Annotated in this window: 11 protein-coding genes and 1 pseudogene; 8 read left to right on the top strand and 4 right to left on the bottom strand. The window is 63.0% G+C overall.

Annotated features, from left to right (window positions below; genetic code table 11):
* Positions 1–151 precede the first annotated feature (151 nt).
* Positions 152–1,066: a pca operon transcription factor PcaQ gene (pcaQ, locus tag NVV77_RS14385; RefSeq protein WP_295414481.1), complete on the top strand. Its 915-nt coding sequence runs from the start codon at positions 152–154 to the stop codon at positions 1,064–1,066.
* Here pcaQ and NVV77_RS14390 read toward each other — a convergent pair.
* Positions 1,063–3,333, bottom strand: a complete 2,271-nt coding sequence (locus NVV77_RS14390; RefSeq protein ID WP_295414399.1) for an EAL domain-containing protein — start codon at positions 3,331–3,333, stop codon at positions 1,063–1,065. The genes pcaQ and NVV77_RS14390 overlap by 4 nt on opposite strands.
* A gap of 176 nt (positions 3,334–3,509) precedes the next feature.
* Positions 3,510–4,403, bottom strand: a complete 894-nt coding sequence (locus tag NVV77_RS14395) for a helix-turn-helix domain-containing protein (RefSeq protein WP_295414400.1) — start codon at positions 4,401–4,403, stop codon at positions 3,510–3,512.
* Between the two features lie 183 nt (positions 4,404–4,586).
* On the opposite strand from NVV77_RS14395, the gene NVV77_RS14400 reads away from it, so the two are divergent.
* The 6 genes and pseudogenes from NVV77_RS14400 to NVV77_RS14425 all read left to right on the top strand — a co-directional run bounded on the left by NVV77_RS14400 (position 4,587) and on the right by NVV77_RS14425 (position 10,885).
* A complete protein-coding gene (locus NVV77_RS14400) occupies positions 4,587–5,822 on the top strand; it encodes an amino acid ABC transporter substrate-binding protein (protein WP_295414402.1) in 1,236 nt (411 codons plus the stop codon).
* A 180-nt stretch (positions 5,823–6,002) separates the two neighbouring features.
* Positions 6,003–6,875 carry a branched-chain amino acid ABC transporter permease gene (locus NVV77_RS14405; RefSeq protein ID WP_295414404.1) on the top strand — a complete coding sequence of 291 codons (873 nt, stop codon included), beginning with the start codon at positions 6,003–6,005 and terminating at the stop codon, positions 6,873–6,875.
* Positions 6,872–7,789 carry a branched-chain amino acid ABC transporter permease gene (locus NVV77_RS14410; RefSeq protein ID WP_295414406.1) on the top strand — a complete coding sequence of 306 codons (918 nt, stop codon included), beginning with the start codon at positions 6,872–6,874 and terminating at the stop codon, positions 7,787–7,789. The genes NVV77_RS14405 and NVV77_RS14410 overlap by 4 nt, the downstream gene beginning before the upstream one ends.
* A pseudogene (locus NVV77_RS14415) lies at positions 7,786–8,510 on the top strand (ABC transporter ATP-binding protein). Before NVV77_RS14410 ends, NVV77_RS14415 begins: the two are co-directional and overlap by 4 nt.
* Positions 8,503–9,216 carry an ABC transporter ATP-binding protein gene (locus tag NVV77_RS14420; RefSeq protein ID WP_295414407.1) on the top strand — a complete coding sequence of 238 codons (714 nt, stop codon included), beginning with the start codon at positions 8,503–8,505 and terminating at the stop codon, positions 9,214–9,216. The pseudogene NVV77_RS14415 and the gene NVV77_RS14420 overlap by 8 nt, the downstream one beginning before the upstream one ends.
* A 214-nt stretch (positions 9,217–9,430) precedes the next feature.
* Positions 9,431–10,885, top strand: coding sequence for an aldehyde dehydrogenase (locus tag NVV77_RS14425; protein ID WP_295414410.1), 1,455 nt, complete (start codon positions 9,431–9,433; stop codon positions 10,883–10,885).
* Between the two features lie 147 nt (positions 10,886–11,032).
* Here NVV77_RS14425 and NVV77_RS14430 read toward each other — a convergent pair whose 3' ends face one another.
* Positions 11,033–11,866 carry a helix-turn-helix domain-containing protein gene (locus NVV77_RS14430; RefSeq protein WP_295414412.1) on the bottom strand — a complete coding sequence of 278 codons (834 nt, stop codon included), beginning with the start codon at positions 11,864–11,866 and terminating at the stop codon, positions 11,033–11,035.
* Positions 11,867–11,952: 86 nt separating this feature from the next.
* Here NVV77_RS14430 and pobA point away from each other — a divergent pair, with 86 nt between their 5' ends.
* Positions 11,953–13,113, top strand: a complete 1,161-nt coding sequence (pobA, locus tag NVV77_RS14435; RefSeq protein ID WP_295414414.1) for a 4-hydroxybenzoate 3-monooxygenase — start codon at positions 11,953–11,955, stop codon at positions 13,111–13,113.
* A gap of 106 nt (positions 13,114–13,219) precedes the next feature.
* Here the strand turns inward: pobA and NVV77_RS14440 are convergent.
* On the bottom strand, positions 13,220–13,440 hold a 221-nt coding region (locus tag NVV77_RS14440; protein ID WP_295414416.1), incomplete at its 5' end, for a hypothetical protein.

Consider the following 13,440-nt stretch of genomic DNA (forward strand, 5'->3'; position numbering starts at 1 on the left):
TCAGTGTCGGTGTAACCAGCCCAAAACCCCAAGTAAAATGATTAGCTCTGGACGAGTTATAACCTCTGGCTTATCGATGGCCCTAAGAAGCGCAAAAAATGCGCCCCGAAGTGCCAGTCACATAACCGGAGGAAGTTTTTTGGCGCAACGCATCATCGACCCCCGCATAAAACTGCGCCACATCGCCTGCTTTCTGGAAGTCGCGCGGCTCAGGAGCGTCGTCAACGCCGCCGATGCCCTCAATATCTCTCAGCCCGCCGCCAGCAAGACCGTGCAGGAATTGGAAGAATTCCTCGGCAACGCCCTCTTCGACCGCTCCCGCCGAAAGCTCTTCCTCACCCCCTTCGGCGAAACCTTTTATCGCTATGCCTCCACATCCATCGCTGCCCTCCGCCAGGGCATCGATGCCGCCCGCTCCGGTGGCGAGGCGACGACGGTGAAAGTCGGTGCGCTGCCCACCGTTTCCGCCCGCATTCTGCCGACTGCCGTCAGCGCCTTCACTGCAGATGATCCTCCCGGCGTCCACACCCGCATCATCACCGGCCCCAACAATTATCTGCTGTCGCTTCTCCGCACCGGCGATGTCGATCTGGTCATCGGCCGCATGGCCGAGCCCGACGTCATGATCGGCCTCGCCTTCGAGCATCTTTATTCCGAGCGCGTCGTCATGGTCGTCCGTCCCGACCATCCGCTCCTCAGTGTTAGCGATTTCAACCTCGGCCTGGTTGAACCCTACCAGGTGCTGATGCCCACGCCCGACGCGGTCATCCGCCACCATGTCGACCGCATGCTGCTCGCCCACGGCATTTCCAACATCCGCGACGAGGTGGAAACCGTCTCCAATGCCTTCGGCCGCTCCTATGTCAGGCAGACCGACGCCATCTGGATCATTTCCGAAGGTGTGGTGGCAAAAGATGTCGAAGAAAACCAGTTGGCCCTGCTACCCGTCGATACCAGCGAAACCACCGGTCCCGTCGGCTTTACGACACGCGCCGACACCATCCCGACCTTGGCGACAACGGCCCTGATGCAGGCCATCCGCAATGTGGCTGCGGGTTTCCGCTAAGCCCGCCGCTTCGCAGAATCGAGGGAAACCACATTCCCCGCCTGCGCCTCGGTAACCTCGCTGGGGCGTCCGAAAAAGTAGCCCTGCGCATGGGTGCAGCCGTCGGCTGCGATCATGTCCTGCTGCTCCTTGCTCTCAACCCCCTCGGCCAGCACCGGAACATTGATATTGCGCCCCAGATCCGCAATCGAGCGGACGATGGCGCGCGCATGCTTGTCCTCCGACATGGCGGCAATGAAGCTGCGGTCAATCTTGATCTTGTCGAACTGGAAGGTTCGCAGATTGCTCAGCGAGGAATAGCCGGTGCCAAAATCGTCGATGACGATCCGCACGCCATGGGCTTTGAGCGCGTGAAGCATTTCGCGGGAAAGCGCTTCGTCCTGCAAAAGCACGGATTCGGTGATTTCGAGCTCCAGCCGATGCGCAGCAAGACCCGTTTCCTCCAGCACCGCAAAGACGCGATCGGCAAAATTGCGGCGACGGAATTGCACGGCCGAAACATTGACCGCAACGCTCAGCTCTTCCCGCCACTGCGCTGCTGCCCTGCAGGCCGAGCGCAGAACCCATTCGCCCATCGTGTTGATGGCCCCGCTCTCCTCGGCGATCGGAATAAAGACCGAGGGCGGAACTTCCCCCAGTTCCGGATGGTGCCAGCGCAACAGCGCTTCATAGCCCACGACCGCACCCGTCTCCGCCCGCACCAGCGGCTGGAATGCGGTGCGCAATTGCTTGCGCCTTATGGCCTGGCGGAGTTCGGCTTCCATCCGCCGACGCTCCCGCAATTCCTGGTCCATCTCGGTCGAATAGCTGGCCGTAATGCCCCGGCCGGTGGATTTGGCCCGATAGAGCGCGATATCGGCGCAGTGGCGCAGCGCATCCCCATTGTCGCCATCGTCGGGATAGAGGGCGACGCCGATACTGACCCCGACCGACATGGGGTTGGTATGGGGATTAAAGTCGCGCTTGAAAGCGCGCTGGATGTTTTTCGCCAATTGCTCGGCCGCCTTGGGCTGGCTCTGGCCCACCTGCACGATGATGAATTCGTCGCCGCCGATCCGGGCGACCGTATCGACGTCATTGGTGCATTCGCGCAGGATCGCAGCGACGGTTCTCAGCACCTGGTCGCCGGCACTGTGTCCAAAAAGATCATTCACTGCCTTGAAGCGATCGAGGTCGAGCGCCATCACGGCCAGCGACGCATCGGCGCGACCGGCCACCGATATGGCCCGTTCAAGACGCAGGTTAAGCAGGGTCCGGTTGGCGAGCCCTGTAAGCGGGTCATGATTGGCAAGGTGTTCGATCTGGCGCTGCGCCTGCCTTGTGGCCGTCAGGTCGCGCACCGCCAAAACCTGCGTCGGTCGCCCCCGATATTCCACGGTGCGAACCGCGAATTCCAGGCTCCGTTCCTGCGGGCCATTCACCAGGGTCGCCTCGGCAATGCCCTCGCGATTGCCCAAAACCTTCTGCCCATCGACGGGCAGCAGCAGCTTTTCCGGGTCCATGCCGGTCATTGCCGAAACCGCGCCGTCGAAAGCCACGATATCGCGAAACCGCGCATTGAGGTCGATGATGCGATTGTCCCGCACTATGGCCACGCCCTCGATATAGGCTTCGGTCATGCCGCGCAGGTCGGTGAGGTAGCGGTCGAGCACCACGGCCGCCACACTGCCGCAGGCCGAAATCGCGGCAATCGCGCAAATGGCGCCCACGAGCCAGATGCGGCTCGCATCGTCCGCGCCATGGGCCGAAACGGTGGCATCGACGACAAAGCTCGAGGCGGCCATGTCAGAAAAATGCAGCACGACGATACCGGCCGAAACGAGAAGTCCCGGCGCCACCTGCCGCAGCCCCCTGATGCCGCTCCGCTGTCCGACATAGGCGAGCCAGAAGGCGCCGACCGCAAAAACGGCTGCGCCGATCAGCATCGAAAAATCATATTCCTGCCGCGTCAGTCCCTGCATGGCCATCATGCCCAGGAAATGCATCGCCGCCACGGTGCCCGCGAGGACCACGGCCGCGAGGATCGAACCGACGAGCGATTTCCGGCTGGCCAGCCGCAGGCTTTCCAGAACGCCGCCCACGGCCACCAGGGCCGAAAGCCCGGTCACCAGCCAGTCGAAATTCACCGCAATCGAACCGTGATAGGCCAGCATGGCGACAAAATGCGTCGCCCATATTCCCAGGCCGCCCACGCTGGCGGCTGCAATCAGCCACAGGGGTTTTCGGGCCTCCGCGCATTCATCAACGCGCCGGAGCAGCAGGAACATGACCTGCATCGAGGATAAGCAGATTATTGCTGCAAGAAGAAAAGTTACTGTGTCGTGCTCTAGTACAATGCAGTCCAGTAGCTTCAACATCAAGACACTCCGTGCCGATGATTTGATGCTGAACCTCAATTGTTAATTTATGCATAGTTTTGCAGTGGGCGTAACTACCGCCCACGTCACGGCCAGGCCGCATAGGACCCATCCCGCCGCCCCAGCCTCTGCGCTGCCTGCTGCCGAAAACGTCCCGGCGAAATCCCCTTCCGCTGCGAAAAGAACCGGCTGAAATAGCCCGCATCGCGAAACCCCAAGGCATCAGCCACTTCCCCCACTTGTAGCGCCGAGCGCTCCAGCAAGGCCTCCGCATCTTCCAGCAGTCGCCGATGTACCAGATCAAGCGGCGTCGCCCCCGTCGCCCGCTTGATCGCCGTATTCAACCGATCGGTCGTAATCCCCATCGCCCGCGCATAATCGGCCACCCGCCAATGCCGTCGCGCATTGAGCTCCACCAGCTGCAGAAAACCCTGCACCAGCATACGCGGCGAACTCTGCGCCGGCCGCGTCCCCCCGCCGCCCAATCGCCAGAAGGCAATGAGCACCAGGCAAAGCCGGCTCATCACCGCCTCGCGCATCCCCGGCAGGTCTTCAAACAATTCCTCGCTTAGCGCCGCAATATCCGCGCCAATCCCCCGCGCCGCCTTGCTATCGAGCGGTACGCCGAGCAGCGGTCTTTCCATGCCCTCGCGCAGCGGTCCGGCAATGGCGGTGGCCGGCACCACTCGCGCCAGCGCCCCGTCCGAAACCGTCAACGCGGCCCCGCGCGCGCCCGCCGCCAGCCGCACCTGCCCGCCTCGCCCACCGGGCAGCCAGATCAGACACGGTCCCCGGACGGCGGTAACGGTATCCCCCAACCGCACCTCACCTTCGCCGGCATTGAGCAAAAACCCATGCGCCGAGCGTCGCGCCCGGTCTCCGGCAAAACTCCATTCCGACGGTCCAAGACTGCCGGTAAGGTCAGTCACCTCAACATCCGGCCCCTCGACGCGCGCGCCCTGCGCTATAGCTTGATGCACGTTCCTCTCCCCAAAAACGCCGCTAAAAATACAAAACTCTCTCAGTTTTGTCCATTTCGCTTGGGTCAAACCCGGCCTAGCGTTTCCTCAGGGTCGGAACCGGACACCCAAAAGTGCCGCCAAGGCAGGGGTCCGGAACCGAATTTTGGGAACGCCCGCCGGGAGCGGGCATGGGAGGACGACATGACTGATCTGTCTCGTAGAACGCTATTGCAGGCCATGGGTGCCGGTGCGCTCGCCTCGGCTCTCGCCAGCCTGCCCACTTTTGCGCAGGATCGCACCGCTATCCGCATCGGCTATGCCGTGTCGAAGACCGGCGCCAATGCTGGCGGCGCCGGCATCTCGACCATTCCGAACTATCTTCTCTGGGTCGATGACGTGAACAAGGCCGGCGGCCTCGAGCTGTCCAAGCTCGGCGTCACGCTGCCCCTCGAAGTCACCGAATACGACGACCGTTCCTCCGCCGAAGAAACCGTCCGCGCCATTGAGCGCCTCGCCACCCAGGATAATGTCGATTTCATCCTGCCCAGCTGGGGCACCGGCTCCAACCTTGCCGCCGGCCCAACCTTCGACCGTTTCCAGTTTCCCCAGCTCGCCGGCACCGCCGTCACCGACATGGCCCCGCAACTGGTCCAGCGCTGGAAGAACTCTTTCTGGTTCCTCGGCGGCGGTCACGACTATGCCAATGCGCTGGTTGACCTCCTCGTCAAGCAGCGTGATGCGGGAGCGATCAACAACAAGGTCGCCATTGCCTCGGTCGCAGACGGTTTTGGTATCGACCTCTCCAAGGCCGCGACGCCCGCCTTCCAGGCCGCCGGCTTCGAGCTCGTCTATGACAAGACCTATCCGCTCGGCACGTCCGACTTCGCCCCCATCATCAATGAAGTCTCCGGCCTCGGCGTCGATACCTTCGTCGCCTTCTCCTATCCGCCCGACACTTTCGCGCTGACCCAGCAATCGGTCGTCGCCAATTTCAGCCCGAAGATTTTCTATCTCGGCGTCGGCACCGCCTTCCCGATCTACCCCAATGTCGCCGGTCCCAACCACAATGGCGTCATGGGCGTTGGCGGCATCGACCCCGATAGCGAAGCGATCGCTGCCTATTTCGAGCGCCACACCGCCCTTGTCGGCCAGGCGCCCGATAGCTGGGCCAGCGCCGTCACCTATGCCAGCCTCGAAATTCTGGGCCAGGCCATCACCCGCGTCGGCGATCTCGACAAGGCAGCGGTCGCAGCCGAAATCGCCTCGGGCGAATTCGACACGATCCTCGGTAAGGTCAAACTCGTCGACAACCAGCTCCGCGCCTTGTGGACTGTCGGCCAGTGGCAAGACGGCAAATTCGTCGGCCTCGCCCACACCGAAGGCAAAGCCGCCCGCGAACCGGTCGTGCCGAAGCCGGCCTGGGTTCCCGCGAGCTAAGAAAGCACCGGTTCACCCCCTCCCAGCCTCCCCCATCTAGGGGGAGGTGCAGGGACTGTGCGCGACGCACGATGGTGCCCCATACTCGATGCAACACCTCCCCTAGATGGGGGAGGAAGGGTGGGGGTGTCGGCAATCGCCGACACTCAAACCACGCCCACACTCTATTCAGGAGCAAAAATGCTCTTCAGCGCCATCCTCACCGGCCTCGTCCTCGGCGGCACCTATGCGCTCATCGCCATGGGCCTCACGCTTCAATACGGCGTCGCCCGCATCATGAACCTGGCCTATGGCGATCTCATCATCGCCGGCAGTTTTGGCGCCATGCTCCTCTTCACCGCCGCGGGCATCAATCCGCTCATCGCCCTCTTCATAGTCGTCCCCCTCGGCTTCGCCCTCAGTTGGCTCGTCTATGCCCTGATGCTCCAGCCACTCGCCCGCCGCTCGCCCAATCGCGACCGTCTCGAGGGTGACTCCATCCTCGCCACCTTCGGCCTCCTCTTCGTCATCCAGGGCGTCGCACTCGTCCTCTTCGGCGCCAATTACCAAAGCTATTCTTTCCTCGCCGTCCCCATAGACGTGCTCGGAACCACTATCGCCGCCAACCGTCTCCTCGCCTTCGCGCTCGCCGTCCTCTTCGGCGTCGGCCTCTGGCTCCTCCTCACCCGCACCCGCTTCGGCACCGTCATTCGCGCCGTCGCCGCCAATCCTGGCTCCGCCCCATTGGTCGGCATCAATGTCGATCACGTCGCCCGCCTCGCTTTTGCTTTGGGCGGCGGCCTCGCCGCGGCCGGTGGCGTCGTCGTCTCCATGTATCTGACCTTCTCTGCCACCATGGGCGTCATCTTCACCATGAAGGCGCTGATCGTCGTCATCATGGGCGGCGTCGGCAATCTCCTCGGCGCGCTCGCCGCCGGCCTCATTCTTGGTGTCGTCGAAACTCTCGTTTCGAGCTTCATCGATCCCGGCCTCACCCTGGCCGCCACCTATCTCATCTTCCTCGCCGTGCTCGTCGTCCGGCCACAGGGCCTCTTCGGAAAGGCCGCCCGATGAAACTTTTGACCCCTCTTGTCGCGCTCGCGGCTCTTGCTGCAGTTCCCTTCTTCGTCGGCGCCTATCCGCTCGGCTTGGGCATCGGCATTTTGGGCTACGCCACCCTCGCCACTGCCTGGGCCCTCTTTTCCGGCCCGACGCGCTATATCTCTCTCGCCACCGTCGCCTTCTTCGGCATCGGCGCTTACACGGTCGCGGTCCTCGCCGATCTCATGCCCTATCCGCTGGTGCTCCTTTGCGCCGCGCTGATCGGCCTCGTCGTCGCTGTTCTCGTCGGCCTCGCCACCCTGCGCCTCGCCGGCATCTACTTTGTCATCTTCACTTTCGGCCTCGCCGAACTCGTGCGCCAGCTCGTCACCTATTATGAGGTCAACGTCACGCGCACCCTTGGCCGTTATGTCTTCCTGCCCATCGGCCCCGAACACATTTATTGGCAGCTCCTCGGTCTCCTCGCAGTCACCCTCGCTCTGGCCTTCTGGATCAGCCGCGCCAAGATCGGTCTCGCCCTCCGCGTTATCGGCGATGATCCCGTTGTCGCCTCCCACCTCGGCATAGGCATCACGCGCACCAAACTCGCGCTCTTCTCTCTAAGCGCCGTGGTCATGACCCTCGCCGGCGCCATCCAGGCTCCCCGCTGGACCTATATCGAGCCATCCATCGTCTTCAATCCGACGGTCAGCTTCCTCACCGTCATCATGGCCCTCCTCGGCGGCCCCAACAGACTCTTCGGGCCCCTTCTCGGCGCCGTGCCGCTCTTCCTTCTCTTCGAATGGCTCTCGGCCAATTTCCCCAACCACTACTCCATCATCCTGGGCCTGCTTTTCATCGCCATCGTCTTCCTCCTGCCCAATGGTGTCCTCGCGGCGGCCGACAAGTTTGCCGCCCGCTTCAAGAACAAGGAGGCATCAGCATGACCCTTCTCACTCTCTCCAATGTCACCAAGCGTTTTGGCGGCCTCACCGCGGTCAATGATCTCTCCTTCACCCTGACCGCAGGCGAGACCGTCGGCCTCCTCGGCCCCAACGGTTCGGGCAAGACCACAGCGCTCAATATGATCTCGGGCTATCTGCCCGTCACGTCGGGCACCATCGCGCTTGATGGCACCACCATCAGCACATTGGGCCCCGAGCGCATCGCCCATCGCGGCGTCGCCCGCACTTTTCAATTGGTCCGCGCGCTGCCATCCCTGACAGTCGGCGAAAACGTCCTCGCTGCCTTGGCCTTCCGCAAAGCCCCCTCTGGGGCAACGAAGCGGAAGCCAGGATTGAGAATCTGTTGCAAAGCGTCGGCCTTGCCGGCCGCCAGCACGAACGGGCCAGCAATCTCACTTATATTGACCTCAAGCGCATGGAACTGGCCCGCGCCCTCGCCACCGAGCCCAAACTGCTGCTGCTCGACGAATGGCTCGCCGGCCTCAACCCGACGGAACTACGCGCCGGCATCGACCTCATCACCCGCCTGCGACAAAGCGGCATCACCATTCTGCTCGTCGAACACGTTATGGATGCGGTGCGGGCGCTCTGCACCCGCTGCATCGTCATGAACACCGGTTCGCGCCTCGCCGATGGCCCCACTTCAGACGTCTTGGCCGACAAATCCGTCATCCGCGCCTATCTCGGAGACGACCATGCTTGAACTGACCAATGTCGCTCTGCGCTATGGCAAACACCTCGCCCTCCACGGCGTCGGCATCTCCATCGCGCCGGCGGAAACCGTCGTCGTCCTCGGCGCCAATGGTGCCGGCAAATCCTCGCTCCTCAAAGTTCTCGGCGGATTGGTCCGCCCCGAACCCGGCGCCGACCTCACCTTCGAGACCAAAAAAATCCTCGGCCGCCCCGCTCATGATTTTCCCGAGCTGGGCATTGCCCTCGTCCCCGAAGGCCGCGGCATTTTTGGCGATCTCACCGTCGCCGAAAATCTGCAGCTCGGCGCCCACCCGCCCCATGCGCGTCCGCACGAAAAGCGTCAGCGCGATCTCGTCCTCGACCTTTTCCCGCGCCTTGCAGAACGCCAAAGCCAGATCGCCCGCACCATGTCCGGCGGTGAACAGCAAATGGTCGCCATCGGCCGCGCCCTCATGAGCTGCCCAAAACTGCTCATGCTCGACGAACCAAGCCTCGGCCTCGCACCCATCGTCACCTCGGAACTCTTCACCGCCCTCGGCCGCATCAGCGCAACCGGCATCGCCATGCTGGTCGTCGAGCAAAACGTAAAAGCCTCCCTCGCCATCGCCCAACGCGGCTACCTCATGGAAGCCGGCCGCATCACCGGGGCAGGGACGGCAGACAGCCTCCGCGCCGACCCGGCCGTACAACGCGCATTCCTCGGGGCGGTGGCATGAGCACCATTCCCCACCCACGCTCGGTGTCATTCCCGCGAAAGCGGGAACCCCTGTTTGAAAACGGAGGTCCCCGCTTTCGCGGGGATGACATCGTGAACTTGGCGAGACCAGTTCTCACCACAAACCCGATCCAATCCCTCCCCCTTGAGGGGGAGGTTAGGTGGGGGTGTCGCCCCACACTCAATCCCAAGAATAACCACATCGGAGACCCCGCATGACCGATCTCGGCCTGCTCATAAACAACGAGGAAGTCCAAGCCACCGGCGGGGCGACCTTTACCCGCAACAATCCCATCACCGGCGAATTGGCCACCCGCGCCGCCGCCGCCACGGTCGATGACGCGCTGCGCGCCGCCGACGCTGCGACTGCCGCCTTCCCCGAATGGAGCCGCACCGGCCCAGGCGCCCGCCGCAAAATCCTCCTCGCCGCCGCCGACAAGCTCGCCGCCAAAGCCCCCGAATTCATCGAGGCCATGGGCCACGAAACCGGCGCCACGGCCGGTTGGGCCGGCTTCAACGTCATGCTCGCCGCCGACATGCTGCGCGAAGCCGCAAGCCTGACGACCCAGATCACTGGCGAAATCATCCCGTCGAACCGCCCCGGCTCCACGGCCTATGGGATCCGCCAGGCCGCCGGCGTCGTCCTCTCCATCGCCCCCTGGAACGCCCCGGTCATTCTCGGCGTCCGTTCGCTCGCGACCCCACTCGCCTGCGGCAATACTGTCGTCTTCAAGTCGAGCGAAATCTGCCCGCGCACCCATCGCCTCATCGCCGATGCGCTCTTTGAAGCCGGTCTCCCCAAGGGTGTTCTCAACGTCGTCTCCAACGCCCCGGCCGATGCGCCCGAACTCGTCGAAGCGCTTATCGCCCACAAGGGCGTGCGCCGCGTCAATTTCACCGGCTCCACCCGCGTCGGCCGCCACATCGCCGAAGTCGCCGCGCGCAACCTGAAACCCGCACTCCTCGAACTCGGCGGCAAGGCTCCCTTCGTCGTCCTCGATGACGCCGATATCGGCGAGGCCGTCGCCGCAGCCGCCTTTGGCGCCTACATGAACCAGGGCCAGATCTGCATGTCGACCGAACGCGTGGTCGTCGACGACAAGATCGCCGACGAGTTCGTCGCCGCTCTCGCCACCAAGGCTGCCTCCCTCAAGGCCGGCGATCCGCGCAAGGGCGACACTCCCCTGGGCTGCCTCGTCGATCTCTCAGCCGCCCAGCGCATCGACGCACTCATCAAGGATGCCGTCGCCAAGGGCGCCCGCGTCGTCGCCGGTGGCGGCATCGATGGCACCATCATGCAGGCAACCGTTGTCGACAACGTCACCCCCGGCATGAAGCTCTATCGCGACGAATCCTTCGGCCCCGTCGTCGCCGTCATCCGCGTCGCCAGCACCGAAGAAGCCATCCGCGTCGCCAATGACACCGAATACGGCCTCGCCGCTGCCGTCTTCGGAAAGGACCTCACCCGCGCCATGTCGGTCGCCTCCCGCATCGAGTCCGGCATCTGCCACATCAATGGCCCCACCGTGCACGACGAAGCCCAGATGCCCTTCGGTGGAGTAAAAGCCTCCGGCTACGGCCGCTTCGGCGGCAAGGCCGGCATCGCCGAATTCACCGAACTGCGCTGGATAACCGTCCAGGGCGCCGAACACATCCACTACCCGATCTGATCTCTTCACCTCTCTCTTCGGGGGAGAGGTCGGCGCAAAGCGCCGGGTGAGGGCGCCTTGCTGCAATCGCTACTGCAAGCAAGGCCCCCACACCCCAAACCCTCTCTCCCAAAGGGAGAGGGAGCAAAGGACCGATGCCCGTCGGGCCTATCGCTCCATCGCCTCTTTCCGAAACGCCGCCGGCGACATCCCGAGCACCCGTGTAAGCACCCGCGAAAAATACGCCGGGTCCTCATAGCCCAGCTCCGCCCCGATCTCCTTGATCGAGAGCGACGAGAACAGCAGCATCCGCCGCGCCTCGAGCGCAATCCGCCGCTCGATCACCTCCAGCGCCGAAGCCCCCAACACCTCCCGGCTCACCCGATTGAGATGCGTCTGGCTGATCCCCAATTGATCGGCATAGTCGCCAATCTTGCGCGATTGCCGAAACTGGTGGTCCACCAGCGTCCTAAACGCCTTGGCATGCAGCAAGGCCCGATCGGCCACTTCGCCTTCCGGCCGTCCCTCGCGCTGCGCCCGCGCAAGGGCCACCAGCAATAAAGTAAGCAGCGCTCGCATCGCCGCCTCGTGGCCTGCCCCCGGTCGATCCGCCTCCGCAATCAACCGATCCAGCGCCTCGCCCACCTCGAACGACGCCCCCGGCAAAACCATCGGCCCCGGCAACTCCAGCCCCAGCCCGACAAGATCGCGCTCCATCAGCGTAACGACGATCCCCTCGACATCATCGCTGAACGCAAAACCGTGCACCGTCAGCGCCGGCACCACGACCACGCCTTCGCGCCTGATGTCGAACTTGCCATCATCCAGCGTCACCCCGGCCCAGCCACCCGTGAGGTGCAGCACCTGGAAAAACTGCTCATGCCGGTGCGGCGCTATTTTGTAGCCATAGAGCCGACTGCGCGACTGGATGCTCTCCCAGTGCAGCCAGTCCTGTGTCGCGACCTGTTCGCCGTAAAGCGCATAGACGGGGATCGTGCTCATGTTCGGATAGTGCAAGTCATTGCGCACCCTGTCCATTCACCAAATCGCCGAAAGGCGGATGATGGCGGTAACGAGAGGGGAACACTTTGCGTACCAATGTTGTCATTATCGGCGCCGGGCCCGCAGGCCTGATGCTGGGGCGCCTGCTCGAACTGGCGGGTGTCGATGCCATAATCCTCGAGCGCAAAAGCCCCGACTACGTCCTCGGCCGCATCAGGGCAGGGGTGCTGGAGCAGGGCACCGTCGACCTCATGGACCGCGCCGAGGCCAGCACCCGCCTCCACGCCGAAGGCCTTATCCACCACGGAATCGAACTCAGTTTCGACGGCGATCGCCACCGCCTTGATTTCACAAAGCTTATCGGCCGCCACGTCATGATCTATGGCCAGACCGAGGTCACCCGCGACCTCATGAACGTGAGAAAAGCCCCCACTATCTACGAAGCCGAAGACGTCGAACTCCACAACTTCGATGGTCACTCACCCCACGTCACCTATAAGAAGGGTGGCATCACCCATCGCATCGACTGCGACTACATCGCCGGCTGCGACGGCTTTCACGGCGTTAGCCGCCAAAGCGTCCCGGAAAAGGCGCTGACCACCTTCGAGCGTATCTATCCCTTTGGCTGGCTTGGCATTCTCGTCGATCAACCCCCGGTCGCCGATGAACTTATCTACGCCCACAACGCCCGCGGCTTCGCCCTCTGCTCCCAGCGCTCCCACACCCGCAGCCGCTATTACGTGCAGGTCCCGGCCGACGAAAACGTAGAAAACTGGTCCGACACCCGCTTCTGGGACGAGCTGCGTCTCCGCCTCAATCCCGAAACCGCCAAAGCCCTGAAAACTGGCCCCTCCATAGAGAAGTCTATCGCCCCACTCCGCAGCTTCGTCGCCGAACCCCTGCGTTTTGGCCGTCTCTTCCTCGCAGGCGACGCTGCCCACATCGTCCCGCCCACGGGTGCCAAGGGCCTCAACCTCGCCATGAGCGACGTCGCCACCCTGGCCGATGCCCTCATAGAGGCGACAATCGAAAAATCCCAAGCCGGCGTTGACGCCTATTCGGCAAAAGTCCTGCAGCGCATCTGGAAAGCCGAGCGCTTCTCCTGGTGGATGACCTCGCTCCTCCACACTTTCCCGGAAACCGGCGCCTTTGGCCGGCGCATCCAGCGGGCCGAATTCGACTATCTGTGCAGTTCGCATGCGGCGCAGCAAAGCCTTGCCGAGAATTACACAGGCCTGCCGTCCTGATTGGCAGGAGCAGCCAAAAAAATCGATCAAGCGGTCAAACCCCTTGTTTTCTGGGGACTTGCACCTAGATATCCACAGTACCACCCCACCAAGAACGACAGAAATGTCATGGAGTTTGGAAAAGGGGGTTTACAGCCCCAAAGGTCATCCCTATAACCCCGCTCACCGCTGCAGAGCGAGGCGCCAAACGGCGAAACGAACTGCGGCAAGCCACTGAAAAGAAAGAGCAATCTGACTTAGAGGTGACTTCGAAATTCTCCTCGGTGAGTTCAAAACGAACCGAAAAGAAAATCGAAAAAAGCGATTGACAGTGAAAAAGAACTTCAC

It is taken from the genome of Devosia sp., from assembly GCF_024707125.1.
Classification (GTDB): Bacteria; Pseudomonadota; Alphaproteobacteria; order Rhizobiales; family Devosiaceae; genus Devosia.